This is a genomic window from Ideonella lacteola, assembly GCF_038066555.1.
Classification (GTDB): Bacteria; Pseudomonadota; Gammaproteobacteria; order Burkholderiales; family Burkholderiaceae_C; genus Ideonella; species Ideonella lacteola.
In genome coordinates, this window is record NZ_JBBUTG010000001.1 from 344,895 (window position 1) to 363,217 (window position 18,323).

Sequence of the window (18,323 nt, forward strand, 5' to 3'; positions counted from 1 at the left end):
CCCGGCGGGGTCGGGCGGGCCGAGGGACGCTCAGTTATCGCCGCGCCCGTGGTCTTGGGGTGGGCCGCCTTGGCTAGATGGGCCTTCTCTCAGCCAATGCCGGACCACCGCATCGAGCTTGTCGAGTGTGCAGGGCTTGGTGAGGAAGTCATCCATGCCCGCGGCCCGGGTTTCTTCCAGGTTGCTGGCCAAGGCATTGGCGGTCAGGGCCACGATGGGCAACCGGCCCGAGCCTGCTTCGCGTTCGATCGCACGCCAACGCCGGGTGGCGTCGAAGCCCGAGATGCCGGGCAGCATGCAATCCATCAAGACCAGGTCGTATCGCTGCCCCGATCCCAGGCGCTGCAGCGCTTCTTCCCCGTCGATCGCCACATCGCACGAGCAGCCCAGCCTTTCAAGCTGCGCTTCGACGACCATCGCATTGATGGCGTTGTCTTCCACCACCAGCACATGGAACTCGGGTTCTCTCGGGACCGTGGGGTGGACGGGCGGCAGCGGCATCGCGCCGCTGTGGGCGAATGTCCACCCTGATTGCTCGAAGTGATTCGCCTCCTCGGGCAGCGGGCCCCGGTGTTCCGGCAGGGGCAGGTCGAGCCAGAACCGGGTGCCGCCTTCTTTGGGGCTGTCGAAGTCGATGCGCCCGTCCATCATCGACACGAGCCGGCGAGAGATGGCCAAGCCGAGCCCGGTGCCACCAAAGCGCCGCGAGATCGAGCCATCGGCCTGGCCAAAGGGTTGGAACAGCCGGGCGCGCGCCTCCTCAGGAATGCCTACGCCCTGGTCGCTCACTTCGACACGCAGGCCGGTGCCACCATCGGCCCCCTCGGTGCCGAGCCACCGCAATTCGACGCGCACCGCGCCGCGGTCCGAGAACTTGATGGCGTTGCTGACCAGGTTGCCCAGGATCTGCTTGACGCGCTGGGCGTCGCCCAGCAGCGCGGCGGGGACGGCCGGCTCCACATGCATCGACAGGCCGAGGCCTTTGCTCTCGGCATACGGTGCGAACAGGTTCAGCACGTCGTGCACCAGGCGGCGCGGCGAAAACGGTGCCACATCGAGGTGAAGCTCACCGGCCTCGATGCGTGACAGGTCGAGGATGTCGTTGATGATCGCCAACAGGTTGCGGCCCGAGGTCAACAGCGTGCCCGCCAGCTCCTGCTGCCGCGGCGCTAGACCGGAGCGCGCGAGCAGCTCGGCGGTGCCGAGAATGCCGTTGAGCGGTGTCCTGACCTCATGGCTCACCGTGGCGAGGAAATCGGTCTTGGCGCGGCTGGCGGCCTCGGCGGCGGCACGAAGCCGTTCGGCTTCCTGCAGGTAGCGCTCTCGTCGTCGCAGAACCCGTACCAGCACGACGAAGGTGCCACTCAACAACAGGATGGCTGAGGTGGCGAATGCCGCCGTTCCGGTCGCCTGGCTTCGCCACGGGGCCAGGTACAGGTCGTCTTTGACGGCGACGGCCGCTGTCAGCGGATAGCCGTCGACCGGATGCCATGCCATGACCAATCGACTTCGGTTTCCTGCTTTGGCATCCCAAGGGTTGAATGCAGGCTCCGACGACGCGATGGTGTTTCGCTCGGAGGGCAGGGCCGAGTAGGCGCCGGCTTCACCGATGCGCTTTCCAAGGCCCTCGCCCAATGGCGCCCGAGCGATCAGAACGTGGTCTGACCGCAGCAAGGTCATGGCGGTGAGGTCGGAAGCGGGCTGTGTGCGATCGAGCCGGAGCATGCGATAGAAGTCGCCAAAGTAGCTGGGCGACAGACCGATCAGCACGGCCCCGAAGAAGTGGCCATGCGCGTCATCGAGGCGACGGCTGAGGTAGAAGGTGGGCGTGCCGTCGAGCCAGTTGGGCGAAGGGCGACTGAGGCTGGTTGTCGCCGCACCGTCCCGCAACGCCGCGAATGCTTCATGAGTGGCCAGCAGGGTGGGTGGCGGCGGGTAGGCGATCGAGGTGCTGACGACCTGCCCGTCGATCCCGAGCACCGTCACTTCATGGATGGCGCCAAAGCTGCCGTGTCGGGAGCGCAGCCACTGGTGGTCGGCCTCGCTGGCAAATTCGCGTGCCATCTCGCCCGCAGTATGGAAGTGTCGTCGTTCCACGGCCCGCTGTACCGCGTCAGCCACGTAGTCGGCCGAGTCGATGGCCTGGCGTGCATGCACCGCCAGCGCAAACGCCAGGTCTTGGGCGAGTGCTTCGGCCGAGAGCCGGGCTTGTGAACGCGTCTGCCACATCGGCACGCTCACCATCACCGTGAGCAGCCCGACCACCAGAACGCCTAGCGCACCTGTGGCCCGGCTGGCGGCGTTGGGGCCTTTGAAAAACAGGACTCGGCTGTAGGGCACGATGACACACCGATCATCGTCGGTGGATATGCCAGAAGCCCTGCCACAGCAAGCCACGTTCCTGGCGCACTGGCAGGTTGACGCAACGCGTCAAGACATGGCGGTGGGGGGCGGCAGCGCATGGAGCAGTTGGATCAGCTCGTCCCAACCCACGGGTTTGACCAACTGGGCATCGAAGTGACCGGGCCCGATCTGCACCGCGCCCTGGTCCAGGCCGGTGAGTGCCACGATGGACATTGACGCGCCGGTCACACGGGCCCGGAGTCGCCGACAGGCCTCGATGCCGTCCATGCGGGGCATGCCGATATCCAGCAGCACCACCTGGGGATTGAAGTTCTCCGCACACCGCAGCGCGTCCTGGCCGTCGTGCGCCATGGCCGTGTCGTGCCCCATCAATTCCAGCAGCATGGCCAGGCTTTGCGCGGCATCACGGTTGTCGTCCACCACGAGCACCTGCCGGGCCGCGGTGGCTGGCACCGAGGTCGTCGGTGAAAGTGTGGGGCGCGAGCTCATGTGGGGCTGAACGGGGCGATCAAGCGTTGCCGCAAGGCATGGAGTTGGACCCCGAGTGCCTGCACGTCGAGGCGACGCCTGGCCACGGGAAACAGCTCCGACTCCTCCTCGGTCAGGTGGTGACGAAAGTGTTCGGCGAGCACCTTCATTCGGGCATCGAGCATCGGGTCTGTCGCGCGTGTGCTGCGGATACGCGTGACCAACGCGCGCGTGGCGCGGTGCTCGACCACCGCTTCGCCCACCAGCGTCTGATCGCGCATTTGCCGCGCGACGGCGGGATAGAACAGTCGCTCCTCCAGATCCATGTGAACCAGCAGGCCATGACAGACCTGTGCCGCCAGGTATTCGCGTTCGGGCGCGGGAGCGTGGCTCTGCAGTAAGCGATGGTAGGTGTCGAACTGGTCGAGGAAGCGGCGGTGTTCGTGCCAAAGAAGGGCCACGGCGTCAGGGGCGTCCGTGGCCCGGCGTCGTGGATGGGCGGTTCGGGTGTCGGTGTCGGTCGTCATGCAAGCAAGGCTCTGCGGCCAGCGGCGATGTCCATGGCGTGACACCGTATCAACCTGGGGCTGTGGCTGGAAGGGGCGGGGCAGGAAGTTGCGGCCCATCCGCACGCCGTGGCGGCGTTCAGTCCTACACGGCGCGGCTGGCTACGCGGCAGTGCCCGATGGCCCGAAGACCGCTCGCGGGCAGCGTGCGCGCGGCCCGCTCAAGCGCGGCGGCGCCGGATCCGATCGATCGCTTCCTGGGTGTCAATGGCGATGCGAAGCTCGTCGCTCAGCCGTTCGATGTCGCGCAAGAGCAGCAGCATCAAGGCCGGACCGCACTGTTGCCGCAAGGTTTCATCCAACGCCGCGCAGCGCACCCGCAAGGCATCGGCCAAACAGGAGGGGAGCGACGGGCCGCGCCGGCGGACGATCAGCAGCCGCGGGTTGACCACACCAATCTCCATCGGGGCAGGCGCATCGCAACGTCCTTTCTTGCCAAAGTGAGCGTCTTGGCGTGGACGGCGGCAAGGCACGTGCCGAGGCAGGAGGCGGCGTGGACGGTCTTCGAAGGCGCGCGATGGGGCTCGGGTTGCGCCGCTGCGCGTGGCGCGCTGCTGGGCGATGCAGCGCCCTCAGGCCCCGAGCACCAGCCCGCCGATCAGCAGGAAGACCAGCCACGACAGGTGCCGCCCGCGTGTGAACCAGAACGGCATCAGGGCCGACAGGCTGGCACTCGCGCCGATGGCGGTCAGCAGTTGGTCGCGGCTGGGATCGCTGTGGGCAAGCACCAGCAGCAGATAGGCCATGGTGCCCCAGGGAACGGCGATGAGGTGCCAGACGAATCGCAGCGTGCCCAGGGTGAAGGCGGTGCCGCCCAGCAGCGGGGGCAACTGTGCCTCGCGGCGAGCCAGCCGACTCAGGATGTAGCGTTCCCCCAGGTAGGCGTGGGCCACGCCCATGAGCGCCAAGAGGGCGGCTGCCAGTTCAAGCATGGCGACGCAGCAGGCCGATGGCCGGCGGAAAGGTGAGCCAAAAGCCCGAGGCCGGCATGAGCGCGACACCGGCCAGCCCCAGCACCAGCAGGCCCCAGCCCAGCTGGCGCAGCACGGGGCCGGCGTCGGCCTGGCGCTCAAGCGGCGCGATCGCGCGCGCCAGCAGGGCGAGCGGCACGCCGAACATCAAGAACCACACCACCGCACCGCGCAGCGGATCGGCCCCCACCGTGTTGAACACGCCGCCCTGCCAGAGTTGGCGGAGCACCGGCCCGAACACCACCGCGCCGAACAGCGTGTGCAGCGCGGCAACGCCGAGCAGCCAGGGCGCAACCCACGCCCGGGGAGGTGAAGGGTTCACAGGCATGGGAGTTCTCCTTGGGTGTGGACGCGGGCGCGCCATTGGCGCAGCAGTTGGGTCACGCCGATGAAGCTGCGATCGAAGAAGGGCATTTCCGCCGGCATGTGGTTCAGGTGGCGCATCGCGGCTTGTTGTTGCGATGGCGTCATCCTGGGCGGGAGGGGATAGGCGCCGAAATCGCAGACGGCTTCCCGCCAGGGCGTCAGCTGCCAGTCGATCAAGGGGCCGATGGCCGGCCACAGTTCGCTGCGAAAGCGCGCCAGCTCGAGCTCGGGCCGAATCAACCCTTGCTGCGCGTAGAGGGCGTGCAGGGCGGTCGCGTCGTCGGCGCGGCGAGCCACCCAGCCGCCGTGCAGCGTGGTGACGAACCGTTCGCCCAGCGCCAGCGTTCGGCCGAAATCCAGCAGCCCCAACTGGCCGGCGGGCAGGCACAGGAAGTTGCCCGGGTGCGGATCGGCCTGGATGCGGCGCAGGCGCAGCATGTCGATGAAGCCGTCCCACAGCAATTGGCCGAGTGCATCGCGCTCTGCTTGGCTGGGGTCGCGCGCCAGCCAGGCCTCGGGATGCTGGCCGTCCAGGTATTCCAGCGTGATGACCCGCTCGCTGCTCCATTCGGGCCAATGGGCCGGCAAGCGAAGGCCGGGGCGGAGCAGGTGCTTTCGAAACCAGGCCAGCTCGTCCGCTTCACGGCGATAGTCCAACTCTTCGGTGAGCTTGGTCTCGACGTCGGACAGCACCGCTTCGAGCACCGTGTCTCCCGGCAGGTGCAGCCCCGCGCTGGGCGCGAGTTGCTGAAGCAGGCGACGCAGCAGCCGCATGTCGCTGGCCACCACCGCGGCCATTCCCGGGTACTGCAGCTTTACCGCCAGTCGCTCGCTGCCGTGGCTTCGCGCCTCATGCACTTGCCCAAAGCTGGCTGCGGCGAAGGCCTGCGGGTTGAACTGGGCGAACAGTTGCTCGGGGCCGGCACCGAACTCACGGCGCAGCAGCTGCAGCACCAGGGCGCGGTTCAGCGGCCTGGCCTGGTAGTGCGCCTGGGCCAGCTGCTGTCGCATCGGCTCGGGCAGCCAGCCGAGCTCCAGGCTCAGCAGTTGTGCGGCCTTCAGGGCGGTGCCCTTGAGCTGGTTCAGGCCTTGAAACAAGATCCGCCCCAACTCGGCTTGCTGTGCCGAGAGGTCGGGCGTGCCCAGGGCGCTGTGCGCCTTGTGCAGCAGGCGCTTGGCGCCCAGCCGGGCGGCGGTGGCGCCGCCGATGGCGCCGCGGGCCAGCTTGCCGGTGGGCGGGCAACCGCTCATGCCGGGCCCACCGCCGCGCGCACGCCGCGCAACAGGTCGATCAACGCGGGGCCGCGTCGCATCCAGCGCCCCATCTGGGCCCGCAGCAGAAAGCCGCCGAGCGCGAGCACACGGTTGAGCAGCCCGGCGTGCAGCACCATCACCAGCAACTCCAGGCTGAGATCGACCAGTTCGGTCGTCTCACCTTCGTGCGGTGATTCGTCCTGCAACCAGAAGGCGATCACGCCGAAGAGATAGTCGATCCACAAGCCGCCGAGCGCTGCCTTGAAGCTGCAGGGCGCGATCTGCGCGGCCGCTTCGGCTTCGTCGAGCAGCCGCTCCAGCTCGCGCTGCATCACCGCCTTGCCGGGCAGATCGGCCCCCAGCACGGTGAGGGGCGCGCGCGTGAGCAGATCGCGCGCCAGCGCGACGAACGGGCGATCGGGCCTCAGGCGTTCCAGCACCGCGTCCACCAGGCACTGCAGCTTCTCCTGCAGGCTGAACTGGCCCAGCTCCGGCGTGGCGCGCCACTGCACGAGGGCGTCGTCGATGACCAGTTCGAAATAGCCTGTGAGCAGCCGCTCTTTGCTGGCGAAGTAGTTGTAGACGGTGGCATCTCCCACGCCCGCCTCGCGGGCCACGTCTTTCAAGGTGGTGGCGTCGTAGCCGCGCTCGCTCATCAGGCGCACGGCGGTCTCGATCAGGCGCCGCCGCGTCTGGGCCTGTTGGGCCTTGCTGGTTCTCATGGCAACAGGCCTTCAGAGTTCCGACCACCTCGACACCGTGCCCCAGGCATGCAACCCGCCAATCAGCAGGCAGATGGCCGAGGACACGAGCCAGAAGAGGTTCGAGTTGTCGGGGAAGTGCGGCTTCAGCCACGGGAACGCAACGCCGCGTACCAGGTAGATGGCGGAGATGAGGGGCAGGGCCAGCTTCATCCCAGGCCAGGGCGAACGGGGCGTCCACCAGCCGGCGCCCGCCCACGCGTAGAGCGCCCATACGGCCAACACCGCGGCGATGCACAGGGTGATAGCGGTCGGTTGCCAGCGGCCTGCTTCGGCGGCGCGGGCGAGGCCCTCACCCGCGCCCATCCAGCGGTAGGCCGGGCCGCCGATGGCGACGCAGGCCAGGTGGGCGAGGGCGGCCAGTGCGCTGAGGCAGCCACCCAGCGCCAGGGGCGTGATGTGGGGCATGAACGTCTTTTAGTGAAATGACTATGGATTAAGTGCAGTCTAGACCGATTTTTAATTGACTTCAATGGGTTATTTGGCCTTCGCGGCCCGCCTGCCTCCGCGATCGCGTCGAGAAGCAGCGCCGCGGGAAAGCCATGAGCCCGCCCGGGCGGTCGCTTCAGATAATCACTAAACAACGCCGTTTAGTTGAATGTTTATTTGACAAGACTGAGCGGCGGTCAGACGACCTTCGCCGATGGCAGGAGCACAAGATGTGGACTGGTATGAAACGTTGGGCGGCCTGGTGCTCCCTGGTGGGCGCACTCGTGGGGGTGGCATCGCCCGCCACGTCGGCGGCGCAGGACAGCGGCCCGGCGGCGACCGTGCCGCGGCGTGGCGTGGCGTCAACATCGTGGGTTATGACCCGATCTGGCAATCGCCGGATCAGGCGCGTTTCCAGCCTCGGCACTTCGCCGCCATCCGCGCCGCAGGGTTCGACCACGTGCGGCTGAACCTGCACGCCTTTGCCCACATGGACGCCCAGCAGCGCCTGTCGGCCGCGTGGTTTTCCACGCTGGACCGGTTGGTGGGCGAGGCGGTGAAGGCCGGCTTGCAGGTCATCATCGACGAGCACGATTTCATCGCGTGCTCGAAGGAGGTGCCGGCCTGTCGCAGCCGTCTGATGGCGTTCTGGCAGCAGGTGGCGCAGCGCTACCGCGAACAGCCCGATGCGGTGCTGTTCGAGATCCTCAATGAGCCTAACGGACAAATGGATGCGGTGTGGAACGAGGTGCTGGCCGAGAACCTGCGCATCATCCGCGCCACCAACCCGACGCGGCGGGTGATCGTGGGCCCCAAATTCTGGAACAACCAGGATCACCTGGAGAGCCTGCAGTTGCCTGAGGACGATCGGCGCCTGATCGTGACCTTCCACTACTACGCGCCGATGGAGTTCACCCACCAGGGCGCGTCGTGGGCGCCTGAGTACCAGAAGCTCTCGGGCGTGACCTGGGGCACCCCGGCGGATCTGGACCGGCTGAAAGGTGATTTCGACCGCGTCAGGGCCTGGTCGGACCGCCACCGGCGCCCCGTGCTGCTGGGCGAGTTCGGTGCGCTCGAAACGGGCGCTACGCCCATGCGGGTGGCATGGACGAGTGCGGTCGCACGCGCCGCGGAGGCACGCGGCTTCGGTTGGTCGTACTGGCAGTTCGATTCGGATTTCATCGTCTGGGACATGCGCTCTGACACCTGGGTGCAGCCCATCCTGGGCGCGTTGATTCCGGAGCGTTCGCAGGCGTCGCGCTGACACGCCGGTCTCGCCTGGGCATGGCCCCAAGGGCATCGGGGTCGGAGCGATCGCAACACGGGATCGACGGGCGTGACGCGTGGCGATCGGGCAACAAGCGGGGCCTGCTTCTTCATGTTCTTGTCACCGATCTGTCATCGACCGTGGCACGATGGCGCCCGACATGCCCCCACGTCACCGGCTCATCCGGGCCGATCACGATGCTGGAGGTGCTTGGGCGGGTCGCTGCGGCGTCGCCAGCCCCGATCGAAAGGATGCGAGATGCCCCTACGTCCTGCCGAACGAGTCCCTGGGCCCGATGCCAGCAACCTGTGCGACAGCGGTGCCCGAGCCCCCCATCCCTGGGGCAGCCCGGATTCCGCCTTCGGGCCTGACCTGCAGCCTTGGCACATCGACCCCTGGCAGACCATGGACGCGGATTACCGCACGTGGCAGCAGGCTCGCTACCGCCAACTGGCAGATGAGTTCCACCGGCCCGACTGAAGGCTGACAGCGCCTGCGGGCGCACCGATCGCTGGCCGCAAGCATTGGTGCTCGCCTGCTTGAAGCGGGCATTGGGATTGCCGGTTTCGCCCAGAGCGGCCCACGGTGGCGCCGCGAAGGAGCAGCCATGGCGAAATACGGCGAGAAGGCCCACGAAAAAGTGGAGAAGGCGGTCCATGAATTCAAGCAGGGCGAGCTGAAGAGCGGAAGCACCGGCAAAAAGGTCACGAGCCGAAAGCAGGCGGTGGCGATCGGGCTGTCCGAGGCGCGCCGCGAGGGTGGCAAGGTGCCGCCCGAGAAGTCGACCCGGCGCGATTCGCGCGGCCACCAGCACTGACCGGTGGTGCGCGCGATGTGGTTTCGATGGATCTTCGAATGGGCCGCCCTGGCGCGCCAACGGGTGGCCATGCTGGCCGCAATGGGCCTCGCCCTGAGTGTGTCCGCCGCGGCGGCAGGTGGCCCGAGCGGCACGCCGCCCGCCGGCGCATCTGCCGATCCGGGCTACGGGCCCTCGCCCCGCCTGCCAGCGCCAGAAAAACACTTCATTCCGACGGTGCTGGTGGCACCGGCGCGGCCCTGGCCAGCCGGCACATCGCCCGTGGCGGCGAACGGCTTGGCCGTGAAGGCCTTTGCGACGGGCCTGGTGCACCCCCGGTGGTTGTTGGTGTTGCCGCAGGGCGATGTGCTGGTGGCCGAGACGAATGCGCCACCCAAGCCCGATGACAACCCGGGCATCAAAGGCATGGTGATGAAGGCGAAGATGAAGGAGGCCGGCGCAGGCACGCCCAGCCCCAACCGCATCACCTTGCTGCGCGACACCGACGGCGATGGGGTGGCCGACGTGCGCAGCGTGTTGTTGGAGAACCTCCAGTCGCCCTTCGGCATGGCACTTGTGCCCGTCGTCGCGGCGGATCAACCAGCCTCTGCATCGGCTTCGTCATCGACACCCGCTGCGGGTGACCCGGCAACTGGCGCCACGTACCAGCTTTACGTGGCCTGCACCGACGCGGTCTGGCGCTTTCCCTACCGCAGCAGTGATCTGCGCATCACCGCCCCGGGGGAGCGCCTCACCGATCTGCCCGCCGGCCCCATCAACCACCACTGGACGAAAGGCCTGATTGCCAGCCGCGATGGGCGCTTGCTCTATGCCACCGTGGGCTCGAACAGCAACGTCGCCGAGCGTGGCCTTGAGGCAGAGCAGGGCCGCGCCGCCATCTGGGAGATCGACGTGGCCAGTGGGCGCAAGCGGATCTTCGCCAGCGGCCTGCGCAATGCCAACGGGCTGGCGTGGGAGCCGGGCAGCGGTGTGCTCTGGACGGTGGTCAACGAACGCGATGAACTGGGCGACAACCTCGTGCCCGACTACCTCACCTCGGTTCGAGACAGCGCCTTCTACGGCTGGCCTTGGAGCTACTACGGCCGCCATGTCGATGACCGCGTGCAGCCGACTCGGACGGACATGGTGGAGCGCGCGGTGGTGCCAGACTACGCCTTGGGCTCTCACACGGCGTCGCTCGGGCTGACATTCTCGGACGGCACCACACTGCCGGCCCGTTTCGCCCATGGCGCGTTCATCGGGCAGCATGGCTCGTGGAACCGCGAGCCGCGCAGTGGCTACAAGGTCGTGTTCGTGCCGTTCGACGGCGCCTTGCCGGCACGAGGCGCGATGCCGGAAGATGTGTTGACGGGCTTCCTCAGCCCCCGCGGCGAGGCGTACGGCCGGCCCGTGGGCGTGGTGTTGGACCGCAGCGGCGCCTTGCTGGTGGCCGACGACGTGGGCAACACCATCTGGCGCGTGAGCAACGCCACCGTGGCCCGTTGATCCTGCGCTTCGCTGCCACGCGGCGAAGCGGAGTCAACCGCGTGGCGACGACGCGCGCTTTCGCCGCGTCTCATCCGGGCGCGGCTCCTCAGGGCGCTCTCGTCCTGGCGCGTCTCGCCAGCCCGCCCAGCCCCCGACCCGTCAGGTGATCGGTAAGTCTGACCAGTTCCCGGAAATTTCGCGCAAACGGGCGTGACGCCTGGCGTCGCCCCAGCCTCTTGACGCGGGGCGAAAACGAAACATTCGTCTTCAAGTGCAGCACTTGTCGTGCCCATTCTTCCCCGCTGTTCACGAGGGAAAAAGGGTGCTTGGGCCGGTGTGAGCGAGGCGGGACGAACACTGCAACCGTGTCGTGATGAAACGACGCGGTCAGCCGGCATGAAGCGTGCATGAATGAAGGCGTTTCCGAGCCACGCAGAACGAGTTCAAGCCCATGCTTTCGATCCAACGACACGCAGAACACCGACAACAGCAAACCTTGTCGCCGCGGCTCCAGCGGGCCGTCTGGCTGTTGCAACTGTCTTCGACCGACTTCGCCCACGAGGTGCAATCGGTGATGGGGCGCAACCCGTTTTTGGAGGGTGAAGAAGGCGAGGGGGGCGATCCCGATCCCGCCTCCAAGGAGCCGGGCCTCGACGCCTCACATGACGCAGGCGACATGCCCGCCACGGATCGCGGTGCCGACCTCACGGTATCTGCGGACGGGTTCGACGCCACCGCAGACGATTTCACCGACGGGGCGCCTGCGATGCCGGCGAGCGAATCGGCCGAACACGATGGCGCCGAGGCCTCGAGCATGGATGGAGCGGAGGCCTATCTCGATGCCGTCAGCAACGACGCGTGGTCTGGCGATGGGCTGACGCGGCTTCGCCGTGCTGAGGACGGTGAGATCAGCGCCCTCGATCTGATGGCGGCCGAACCGACGTTGACGGCCGAGTTGCACGCCCAGCTCGACCTGCTTTCGCTGCCCGAGCGCGATGCGGCGCTCGCCCGCGCGATTGTCGAATCGCTGGACGACGATGGCTACTTGCGCACCGAGCTGGAGGAGTTGATCGACCTGACCGATCTGTCGCCGCCCGCCACGCCGCAGGAGCTGAAGATCGCACTGTGCCGCGTGCAATCGCTCGAGCCGGCTGGCGTGGCAGCTCGCAACGTGGCCGAATGCCTGACGCTGCAGTTGCAGGGCATCGAGTGCGAGAAAACGAGGGCGCTGGCCCGCGCGATCGTCAACGATCACATGGAGTCGCTGGCTCGCCACGATGTGGCCAAGCTCGCCCGTGTGCTGCACGAGTCGCCCGAGCAGATCGAGGCGGTCTGCGAGCGCATTCGCCGGCTGGACCCTCGCCCGGGTTGGCGGTGCGGCCCGGCGCAGGTGCAGTACGTGGTGCCCGATGTGATCGTGCGCAAAGTGCGGGGGCGTTGGACGGTGCAGCTGAACGGTGCGGTGGTGCCGCGTGTGCGGATGAACCGCGTCTATGCAGAGCTGTTCCAGCGGCATCGCCGGGCCGAAGACCAGGCACTGGCCGATCACCTCAAAGAGGCCCGTTGGACCTTGCGCAATGTCGAGCAGCGCTTCGCGACCATCGTGCAGGTCGCCGAGGCGATCGTGGCTCGCCAGCACCGTTTTCTGGAGCATGGGCAGATGGCCATGCGGCCGATGGGCTTGCGGGAAATCGCCGATGAGCTGGGCTTGCATGAATCGACGGTCTCGCGCGTCACCAACAACAAATTCATGATGACGCCGCTCGGCGTCTTTGAGCTCAAGTATTTCTTCTCCCGTGCGCTCACCACCGAGAGTGGCAAGACCTGCTCTGGCACGGCGCTGCGCAGTCTCATCAAGGACATGATCGAGGCCGAGTCACCCGACGCCCCGCTGTCCGATGCGGACATCGCAAAGCAGTTGGCCCGCCAGGGCGTGCGGCTGGCGCGGCGCACCGTCACCAAGTATCGGCAACTGCTGCGTATCGATCCGATCGAGCGTCGACGCGGCCGTGCCTGACGAGCGGCCCGGCTCGCGGGCGCTGGCTGGGGCGGTGGCGCGGGGATGGGCACATGGGTTGCTCATTTGCCGCACAGGATCCCCTGATGCATGCTCAGAGCCCCGCCATCGCCGCACTGTTGGAGCAACTTCGGCAGCACGCCCTTGACGACCTGCGCCGCGATGTGCAGCGGCTTCGGGCTTGGCGTCCAGATGGGGACGCGTCTGGCGATCGCCGCGATTGGAACTTCGTGGCGGCTCAGGTGCTGACGGTGGGCGAGCGGCGCTCGCTGCCCTGAAGGCGCGCGACCTTGGCCACCAGCTGGTTCGTCATCGTCGGCCTGCTGCTGATCCTGATCGGCTTGACCGATACCTGGCGACGCGAGCTGCCCGTGTCGGCATCGGCGCTGTATCTGCTGGCGGGCTATCTGCTCGGCCCCAGCGTGCTCGGATTCCTGCAGATCGATCTGCAGCGCGACGCTGTGCTGCTGGAGCGGCTCACCGAGGCCGCCGTGCTGGTCTCGATCTTCGCGGTGGGCCTGCGGCTGCGCGTGCCGCTGAGCGATCGGCTCTGGCGCGTGCCCCTGGTGATGGCCACGGTGACGATGCTGCTGACCATGGCCCTCATCTTCGGGGCGGGCGTGGCGTTGGGACTGGCCGTCGGGCCGGCGTTGCTGGCGGCGGCTGCGCTGTCCCCCACCGACCCGGTGCTGGCCTCGGACGTGCAGGTGGAGCACGAGCACGACCGGGATCGCCTGCGCTTCAGCCTCACGGCCGAGGCGGGCTTGAACGATGGCACGGCGGGGCCGTTCGTGATGCTGGCGCTGGGCATCATGGGCACGCATGCGCTGGGCCCGTGGGGCGCCCTGTGGTGGCAGCGTGATCTGCTGTGGCCCACGTCGGCCGGTTTGCTGCTGGGCTGGGTGATGGGTTTTTCGTTCAGCCGGTTGGTGGTGTGGTTGCGGCGCGAGCGCGAGCAGGCGCTGGGCATGGAGAGCTTTCTGACGCTGGGGCTGATCGCGCTCACGTACGGATTGGCGTTGCTGCTGGAGGTGTACGGGTTTCTGGCGGTCTTTGCGGCAGGCTTGGCGATGCGCCAGTTCGAACGGGTGGACAACGCGGCAGCGGCCACGGTGGTCGACCCGGTGACGGACCTCGGGCCCGAGGCGGCCGCGCACCCGAATCGGGCCAGTGCCTACATGGCCCGGGTGGTGATGGACTTCACCCTCGATCTGGAGAAGCTGGCTGAACTGGTGGTGATGGTGGTGATCGGCGCGCTGCTGACGGCAGCAGCCTTCACGCCGCAGAGCCTGGGCATCGCGGCCGCCACGTGCTTCGTGGCCCGACCCCTGGCCGTCCTGGCCACGACGCAGGGCATGGCGTTGACGACTTCGCAGCGCCGGCTGGCGGCCTGGTTCGGCATCCGAGGGGTTGGGTCGATGTATTACCTGGCCTTGGCGCTCACCCACGGCCTGAGCGGCCCCGCATGGCGGCCTGTTGCCGATGCAGTGCTGGTCACCGTGGCGCTGTCGGTGCTGATGCATGGCACGTCGGCCACGCCGGTGATGCGTCTGTACCGCAGGGCGCGTCGCTCCCCGCTGCCCTCGCCGCCGCCATCCCACCGCTGAGGAGATCGGCACGGCACTTGCCGAAAGCTTGATCATGCCCATCCCCATCACACCCCTGCCTGAGTCGCCGCAGCATCCGCCGATGCCGCCCGAGCCATCTCGCCGGCACATCGAAGATCCTGATCCATGGCTGCCGCCGGTCCCTGTTCAGGACCCTCCGAATCAGCCCGTTCCCGCGCAGATCCACGCCCCGTTGGGTGCTTGGGCCCTTCAGCGGGCGACGCGCGTCGGCACGCTGTTCGCCTGAGGGTGGGTGCACCATGTTCATGATCGTGCGATCGTTGAAGGCCTTGCTCTGTCTGGCCGTGTGCTGCCTGAGCCTGAGTGTCGGGGTGCTGGCGCAGGCGACGGGGCCTGAGCCTGGCGCGCAGCCCTTGAGCAATGCCGATCAAGTGGCGATGCGCCAGGCGATCGGCGAGTTGCGCGTGTCGATGGAGCTGGCTCGCCTCGCGCAGCAGCGCGGCGGCAGCGAGCCGATACGGCGCCTGGGCGAACGGGCCTTGCAAGACGGCGGCCGCTTGGTCGCCGAGCTGGAGCGCATCGGCGCGGCGCGGGGATGGCGGATGCCGTCTGGCCTCTGGCGCGTGGGGCGCGCCGTGGTGGATGTCATCGGCGGCCTGAATGGCTCGGCCTTCGATGTCGCCTATAGCAAGGAGGCGGCCGCGGGCACGGCGCGCCTCGTTGCCACATTCAACCAGATGTCCTTGACCGCCACGGACGCAGAGCTGAAAGCCAGGGCGACCGAATCGTTGCCGGCGCTGCGCGAACAGCTGCAGGCGGCACGGGCCCTGGATCGCAACGTCACACTCGGCCCTTGAGGCCGGCAGAAAGTTCTCACCATGACTTTGCCTCCCTCCAGCGGCCTGCGCGCGCACGTGGTTCCGCCGCCCCCTGACACCGTGCCACCGCCGCCTCCACCCGAAATGCCTGCACAACCGGGTGACCTGCCCATGGAGGTGCCCCAGCCGGAACCGGCGCCACCTGCGGGCGGCGCCACTCCGCTGATCAGTTTGACGTTGCGCTGACAGTGCTGGGGCCGAGCGCCGCGGGGCGTTTCGGTGCCGAGTGACCCGAAAAAGATGCGCGGGGTGGGTACCCGGTCTGCGCTGCACGTCTGCCGGCGCGCTCACGATGACGCCAGATTCGGGTTTGTACCCGGCACGTTTTGTACGGTCGTACAACAAAATTTGTACGATCGTTCAAACGTGCTCACATGAAACTCGCCACCTATCAAGTCCACGGCTCCACGGAGATCGGCGCGCTGCTGCCGGACGGCCAGCGCCTGGCTCGCCTGCAGGCTGCGGCCCAAGTGTTCGAAGGCCGACAGTCGCCGTGGTTCACCGACATGCTGGCGTTCCTGCGCGGCGACGTAGCGGCCCGCAACGCCGCCCAGCGCCTGCTTGAAAAGTTCGATCGCGATCCGCGGCCCGAATGCGGCGTGGCGCTGGCCGACGTGTGCCTGCTGGCACCCGTACCGGTGCCCGAATCGATCCGCGAGTTCATGAACTTCGAGCAGCACGTGATCAACTGCGCCCGCAAGTTCGGCATGCCCCGCTGGCGCCAGCGCATCGACCGCTTCATCGAGCGGCACGTGGGGCGGCAGCACACACTTGCCTATCGCAGCAGCCTGCCGTGGTACGAGCGTCCGGTGTACTACAAGGGCAATCGCTTCTCGGTGGTCGGGCCGGAAGCGCAGGTGCAGATCCCGCACTACAGCCAGGTGTTCGACTACGAGCTGGAGTTCGGTATCTTCCTGTCGCGCGGCGGGCGCAACATCCCGCGAGACCAGGCCCACCAGCACATCGGCGGCTACGTCATCTTCAACGATTTCTCGGCGCGAGACATCCAGAGCCGCGAGATGGGGGGGCGGCTCGGGCCCGCGAAGGGCAAGGACTTCGACACCGGCAACGCGATGGGCCCCTGGCTCGTCACCCCGGATGAGGTGCCCGATCCCTATAACCTGCTGATGCAGGCGCGCATCAACGGCGAGCGCGTATCCGTCGGGCGCAGCAGCGACATGCGCTTCCGTTTCGACGACGTGCTGCACTATGTGTCGCAGGCCGAGACCTTGTACCCCGGTGAGTTCTTCGGATCAGGCACCTGCTCGGGCGCAGACGGCGTGGGTTGCGGTGTGGAGCACGGCCGCTTCCTGCGCGCCGGTGATGTGATCGAGCTGGAAGTCGAAGGCCTGGGCGTGCTGCGCAACCGCGTCGTGCCCGCGGCTGCTGATTCGCGGGCGGCACCGATCCTGCGCCCGCTGCAACCCGCTCAGGTGGGGGCCCGATGATGGCTGCCGCTCGACGTGGTGCGCGCGCCGCCAAGGACACGCTGGCCGAGGCCGCGCCCGACCGGCGCCAGGCCATCTTGCTGGCGGCGGAGAAGTTGTTTGGCCTGCGTGGCTACCACGCGGTGTCCATCCGCGACATCGCTGGCGAGGCCGGTGTGCCGCTCGCCCTGGTGGGCTACTACTTCGGTGCCAAGCATGAGCTCTACCACGCGATCTTCGAATCGTGGCAGGGCTCGATCGATGAGCGTGTGGCGGCATTGAAAGCCGCGGCCAGCGATCTCAAGGCACCCGACGCGCTGGAGCGCGTGCTCTGCGCCTGGGTGGTGCCGCTGGTGGAGCTGTCGCGTCACCCCACTGGGCAGTACTACGCGCTGATGGCCGCGCGCGACCTGATGTCGCCCACACCGGAATCCGAGCGTGCGCAGGAAGAGTTCTTCAACCCGATGGCGCATGCGTACATCGACACCCTGCAGCAAATTTTTCCGCGTGCCACGCGGGGCCAGGTGGCCTGGTGCTACCAGTTCATGCTGGGCGCGGTGCTGCACTACCTCACCGACGTGCGGGTCGAGACGCTGTCGCGTGGTGAGAACCGCGCCACCGACGATCACGGCCAGCAGGCGCTGCTGCGCTTCCTCGCCGCCGGGTTCCGCGGCGCCCTGAAGAGCGGCTGAGCAACTGGCCTGCAGACCATCACATCACCGACGGAGACAACCATGCCTTTGAACTTCTCGAACACCCGAAGGGCGGCCCTGTTGCAGGGCGCCGCTGCGGCAGGCGCGCTGTGCCTGCCCGCACTGTCCGCGCGTGCCGCCACCAAGGTGGCTTTCGGCTACTCGGCCGTCTCCGATTTCGCGACCGTGTTCATCGCCACCGATGAGGGCATGTTCGCCAAGCGTGGCCTGGAGGTCGAGCTCAAGTTCATTCCGATCACCTCGACCATCCCGGCGGCCATCCAGTCGGGCTCGCTGCAGATGGGAGGGCCTACCCCTACCGGCTACCTGCAGGCGGTGCAGGGCGGGCTCGATCACGTGGTGCTGGGTGGTGGGGGTGTGCTCTCGAAGACCTACACCGAGCTGGGCCTCGTGGCGCGAGCCGGCGCAGGCATCAAGACACCGCAGGACTGCGCGGGCAAGAAGATCGGTGTGCCGGGCATTGGCGCGTTGCTGCATGTCGCCTTTTCACAGTGGTTGAAGGTCAATGGCGTGTCGGCGCAGAGCGTGACCTTCATCGAATCGCCGTTCCCCCAACATGCTGACATGGTCAAGGGCGGCACGGTCGACGCGGTGGTGACGGGCGGGCCGTTCATGACCCGCATCATTGACAGCGGCGCCGGCTATGTGGCGTCTTACTTCACCACCTTCCTGCCAGAGGGCTATCCGACGGTCATCCATGTCGCCCGGCGCGACTGGGTGGCAGCGAATCCCGCCGCCGTGAAGGCCTTTCGCGAAGGTTTGCAGGAGGCGACCGCCTTTCTTCTGCAGAGCAAGAACGACGCCCGGGTGCGGGAGTTGTTGGGCAAGTACCTCAAGCTCGCGCCGCCCGCCGTGGCCAAGATGCAGATATCGCCGCCCGGGCCGGTGGTGACAGCCAAGCAGCTGCAGTGGTGGGGCACGCTGCTGCGCGACCAGGGCTTGGTGACCTCGAACATGAACTACGCCGACCTGGTCCTGAAGGCCTGATGC

At 67.6% G+C, this 18,323-nt stretch carries 20 protein-coding genes; 11 read left to right on the forward strand and 9 right to left on the reverse strand.

What is annotated here, in order from left to right; translation table 11 throughout:
* Positions 1–30 precede the first annotated feature (30 nt).
* The 9 genes from AACH06_RS01390 to AACH06_RS01430 all read right to left on the reverse strand — a co-directional run bounded on the left by AACH06_RS01390 (position 31) and on the right by AACH06_RS01430 (position 7,158).
* The gene (locus AACH06_RS01390; protein WP_341423797.1) at positions 31–2,340 is read right to left on the reverse strand and encodes a hybrid sensor histidine kinase/response regulator; all 2,310 of its coding nucleotides are present in this window, start codon (positions 2,338–2,340) and stop codon (positions 31–33) included.
* Between the two features lie 90 nt (positions 2,341–2,430).
* Positions 2,431–2,853, reverse strand: a complete 423-nt coding sequence (locus tag AACH06_RS01395) for a response regulator (RefSeq protein WP_341423798.1) — start codon at positions 2,851–2,853, stop codon at positions 2,431–2,433.
* Entirely contained in the window at positions 2,850–3,359 is a 510-nt protein-coding gene (locus tag AACH06_RS01400) for a hemerythrin domain-containing protein (protein ID WP_341423799.1), read from the reverse strand. Before AACH06_RS01400 ends, AACH06_RS01395 begins: the two co-directional genes overlap by 4 nt.
* A 200-nt stretch (positions 3,360–3,559) precedes the next feature.
* A complete protein-coding gene (locus tag AACH06_RS01405; protein WP_341423800.1) occupies positions 3,560–3,802 on the reverse strand; it encodes a hypothetical protein in 243 nt (80 codons plus the stop codon).
* 168 nt (positions 3,803–3,970) lie between these two features.
* Complete coding sequence (locus AACH06_RS01410) at positions 3,971–4,330, reverse strand: hypothetical protein (protein WP_341423801.1); 360 nt, start codon at positions 4,328–4,330, stop codon at positions 3,971–3,973.
* The gene (locus AACH06_RS01415; RefSeq protein ID WP_341423802.1) at positions 4,323–4,697 is read right to left on the reverse strand and encodes a DUF6463 family protein; all 375 of its coding nucleotides are present in this window, start codon (positions 4,695–4,697) and stop codon (positions 4,323–4,325) included. Before AACH06_RS01415 ends, AACH06_RS01410 begins: the two co-directional genes overlap by 8 nt.
* Positions 4,688–5,986, reverse strand: a complete 1,299-nt coding sequence (locus AACH06_RS01420; RefSeq protein WP_341423803.1) for an ABC1 kinase family protein — start codon at positions 5,984–5,986, stop codon at positions 4,688–4,690. Before AACH06_RS01420 ends, AACH06_RS01415 begins: the two co-directional genes overlap by 10 nt.
* Complete coding sequence (locus AACH06_RS01425; RefSeq protein WP_341423804.1) at positions 5,983–6,711, reverse strand: TetR/AcrR family transcriptional regulator; 729 nt, start codon at positions 6,709–6,711, stop codon at positions 5,983–5,985. The genes AACH06_RS01420 and AACH06_RS01425 overlap by 4 nt, the downstream gene beginning before the upstream one ends.
* Before the next feature lie 12 nt (positions 6,712–6,723).
* Positions 6,724–7,158, reverse strand: a complete 435-nt coding sequence (locus AACH06_RS01430) for a hypothetical protein (protein ID WP_341423805.1) — start codon at positions 7,156–7,158, stop codon at positions 6,724–6,726.
* A gap of 235 nt (positions 7,159–7,393) precedes the next feature.
* Here AACH06_RS01430 and AACH06_RS01435 point away from each other — a divergent pair, with 235 nt between their 5' ends.
* The 11 genes from AACH06_RS01435 to AACH06_RS01485 all read left to right on the forward strand — a co-directional run bounded on the left by AACH06_RS01435 (position 7,394) and on the right by AACH06_RS01485 (position 18,320).
* Complete coding sequence (locus AACH06_RS01435) at positions 7,394–8,443, forward strand: glycoside hydrolase family 5 protein (RefSeq protein ID WP_341423806.1); 1,050 nt, start codon at positions 7,394–7,396, stop codon at positions 8,441–8,443.
* A gap of 261 nt (positions 8,444–8,704) precedes the next feature.
* Positions 8,705–8,926, forward strand: coding sequence for a hypothetical protein (locus tag AACH06_RS01440; RefSeq protein WP_341423807.1), 222 nt, complete (start codon positions 8,705–8,707; stop codon positions 8,924–8,926).
* A 127-nt stretch (positions 8,927–9,053) separates the two neighbouring features.
* Positions 9,054–9,263: a DUF6496 domain-containing protein gene (locus AACH06_RS01445; protein WP_341423808.1), complete on the forward strand. Its 210-nt coding sequence runs from the start codon at positions 9,054–9,056 to the stop codon at positions 9,261–9,263.
* A gap of 15 nt (positions 9,264–9,278) precedes the next feature.
* Positions 9,279–10,748, forward strand: coding sequence for a PQQ-dependent sugar dehydrogenase (locus AACH06_RS01450; protein ID WP_341423809.1), 1,470 nt, complete (start codon positions 9,279–9,281; stop codon positions 10,746–10,748).
* 433 nt (positions 10,749–11,181) lie between these two features.
* Positions 11,182–12,747 carry an RNA polymerase factor sigma-54 gene (gene rpoN / locus AACH06_RS01455; protein ID WP_341423810.1) on the forward strand — a complete coding sequence of 522 codons (1,566 nt, stop codon included), beginning with the start codon at positions 11,182–11,184 and terminating at the stop codon, positions 12,745–12,747.
* A gap of 86 nt (positions 12,748–12,833) precedes the next feature.
* Positions 12,834–13,025 (forward strand): hypothetical protein, encoded by a 192-nt coding sequence (locus AACH06_RS01460; RefSeq protein ID WP_341423811.1) that lies wholly within the window; start codon positions 12,834–12,836, stop codon positions 13,023–13,025.
* Between the two features lie 12 nt (positions 13,026–13,037).
* Positions 13,038–14,354, forward strand: a complete 1,317-nt coding sequence (locus AACH06_RS01465; RefSeq protein ID WP_341423812.1) for a cation:proton antiporter — start codon at positions 13,038–13,040, stop codon at positions 14,352–14,354.
* 260 nt (positions 14,355–14,614) lie between these two features.
* Entirely contained in the window at positions 14,615–15,172 is a 558-nt protein-coding gene (locus tag AACH06_RS01470; RefSeq protein WP_341423813.1) for a DUF4142 domain-containing protein, read from the forward strand.
* 395 nt (positions 15,173–15,567) lie between these two features.
* Entirely contained in the window at positions 15,568–16,641 is a 1,074-nt protein-coding gene (locus AACH06_RS01475; RefSeq protein WP_341423814.1) for a fumarylacetoacetate hydrolase family protein, read from the forward strand.
* Positions 16,638–17,312 carry a TetR/AcrR family transcriptional regulator gene (locus AACH06_RS01480; RefSeq protein ID WP_341423815.1) on the forward strand — a complete coding sequence of 225 codons (675 nt, stop codon included), beginning with the start codon at positions 16,638–16,640 and terminating at the stop codon, positions 17,310–17,312. Before AACH06_RS01475 ends, AACH06_RS01480 begins: the two co-directional genes overlap by 4 nt.
* A 42-nt stretch (positions 17,313–17,354) precedes the next feature.
* Positions 17,355–18,320 carry an ABC transporter substrate-binding protein gene (locus tag AACH06_RS01485; protein ID WP_341423816.1) on the forward strand — a complete coding sequence of 322 codons (966 nt, stop codon included), beginning with the start codon at positions 17,355–17,357 and terminating at the stop codon, positions 18,318–18,320.
* The last annotated feature ends 3 nt before the right edge of the window (positions 18,321–18,323 follow it).

Coding starts and splice junctions, on each gene's coding strand:
- AACH06_RS01395 (WP_341423798.1), bottom strand. CDS start 2,853: ATGAGCTCGCGCCCCACACTTTCACCGACGACCTCGGTGCCAGCCACC.
- AACH06_RS01400 (WP_341423799.1), bottom strand. CDS start 3,359: ATGACGACCGACACCGACACCCGAACCGCCCATCCACGACGCCGGGCC.
- AACH06_RS01405 (WP_341423800.1), bottom strand. CDS start 3,802: ATGGAGATTGGTGTGGTCAACCCGCGGCTGCTGATCGTCCGCCGGCGC.
- AACH06_RS01410 (WP_341423801.1), bottom strand. CDS start 4,330: ATGCTTGAACTGGCAGCCGCCCTCTTGGCGCTCATGGGCGTGGCCCAC.
- AACH06_RS01415 (WP_341423802.1), bottom strand. CDS start 4,697: ATGCCTGTGAACCCTTCACCTCCCCGGGCGTGGGTTGCGCCCTGGCTG.
- AACH06_RS01420 (WP_341423803.1), bottom strand. CDS start 5,986: ATGAGCGGTTGCCCGCCCACCGGCAAGCTGGCCCGCGGCGCCATCGGC.
- AACH06_RS01425 (WP_341423804.1), bottom strand. CDS start 6,711: ATGAGAACCAGCAAGGCCCAACAGGCCCAGACGCGGCGGCGCCTGATC.
- AACH06_RS01430 (WP_341423805.1), bottom strand. CDS start 7,158: ATGCCCCACATCACGCCCCTGGCGCTGGGTGGCTGCCTCAGCGCACTG.
- AACH06_RS01435 (WP_341423806.1), top strand. CDS start 7,394: ATGGCAGGAGCACAAGATGTGGACTGGTATGAAACGTTGGGCGGCCTG.
- AACH06_RS01440 (WP_341423807.1), top strand. CDS start 8,705: ATGCCCCTACGTCCTGCCGAACGAGTCCCTGGGCCCGATGCCAGCAAC.
- AACH06_RS01445 (WP_341423808.1), top strand. CDS start 9,054: ATGGCGAAATACGGCGAGAAGGCCCACGAAAAAGTGGAGAAGGCGGTC.
- AACH06_RS01450 (WP_341423809.1), top strand. CDS start 9,279: ATGTGGTTTCGATGGATCTTCGAATGGGCCGCCCTGGCGCGCCAACGG.
- rpoN (WP_341423810.1), top strand. CDS start 11,182: ATGCTTTCGATCCAACGACACGCAGAACACCGACAACAGCAAACCTTG.
- AACH06_RS01460 (WP_341423811.1), top strand. CDS start 12,834: ATGCATGCTCAGAGCCCCGCCATCGCCGCACTGTTGGAGCAACTTCGG.
- AACH06_RS01470 (WP_341423813.1), top strand. CDS start 14,615: ATGTTCATGATCGTGCGATCGTTGAAGGCCTTGCTCTGTCTGGCCGTG.
- AACH06_RS01475 (WP_341423814.1), top strand. CDS start 15,568: ATGAAACTCGCCACCTATCAAGTCCACGGCTCCACGGAGATCGGCGCG.
- AACH06_RS01480 (WP_341423815.1), top strand. CDS start 16,638: ATGATGGCTGCCGCTCGACGTGGTGCGCGCGCCGCCAAGGACACGCTG.
- AACH06_RS01485 (WP_341423816.1), top strand. CDS start 17,355: ATGCCTTTGAACTTCTCGAACACCCGAAGGGCGGCCCTGTTGCAGGGC.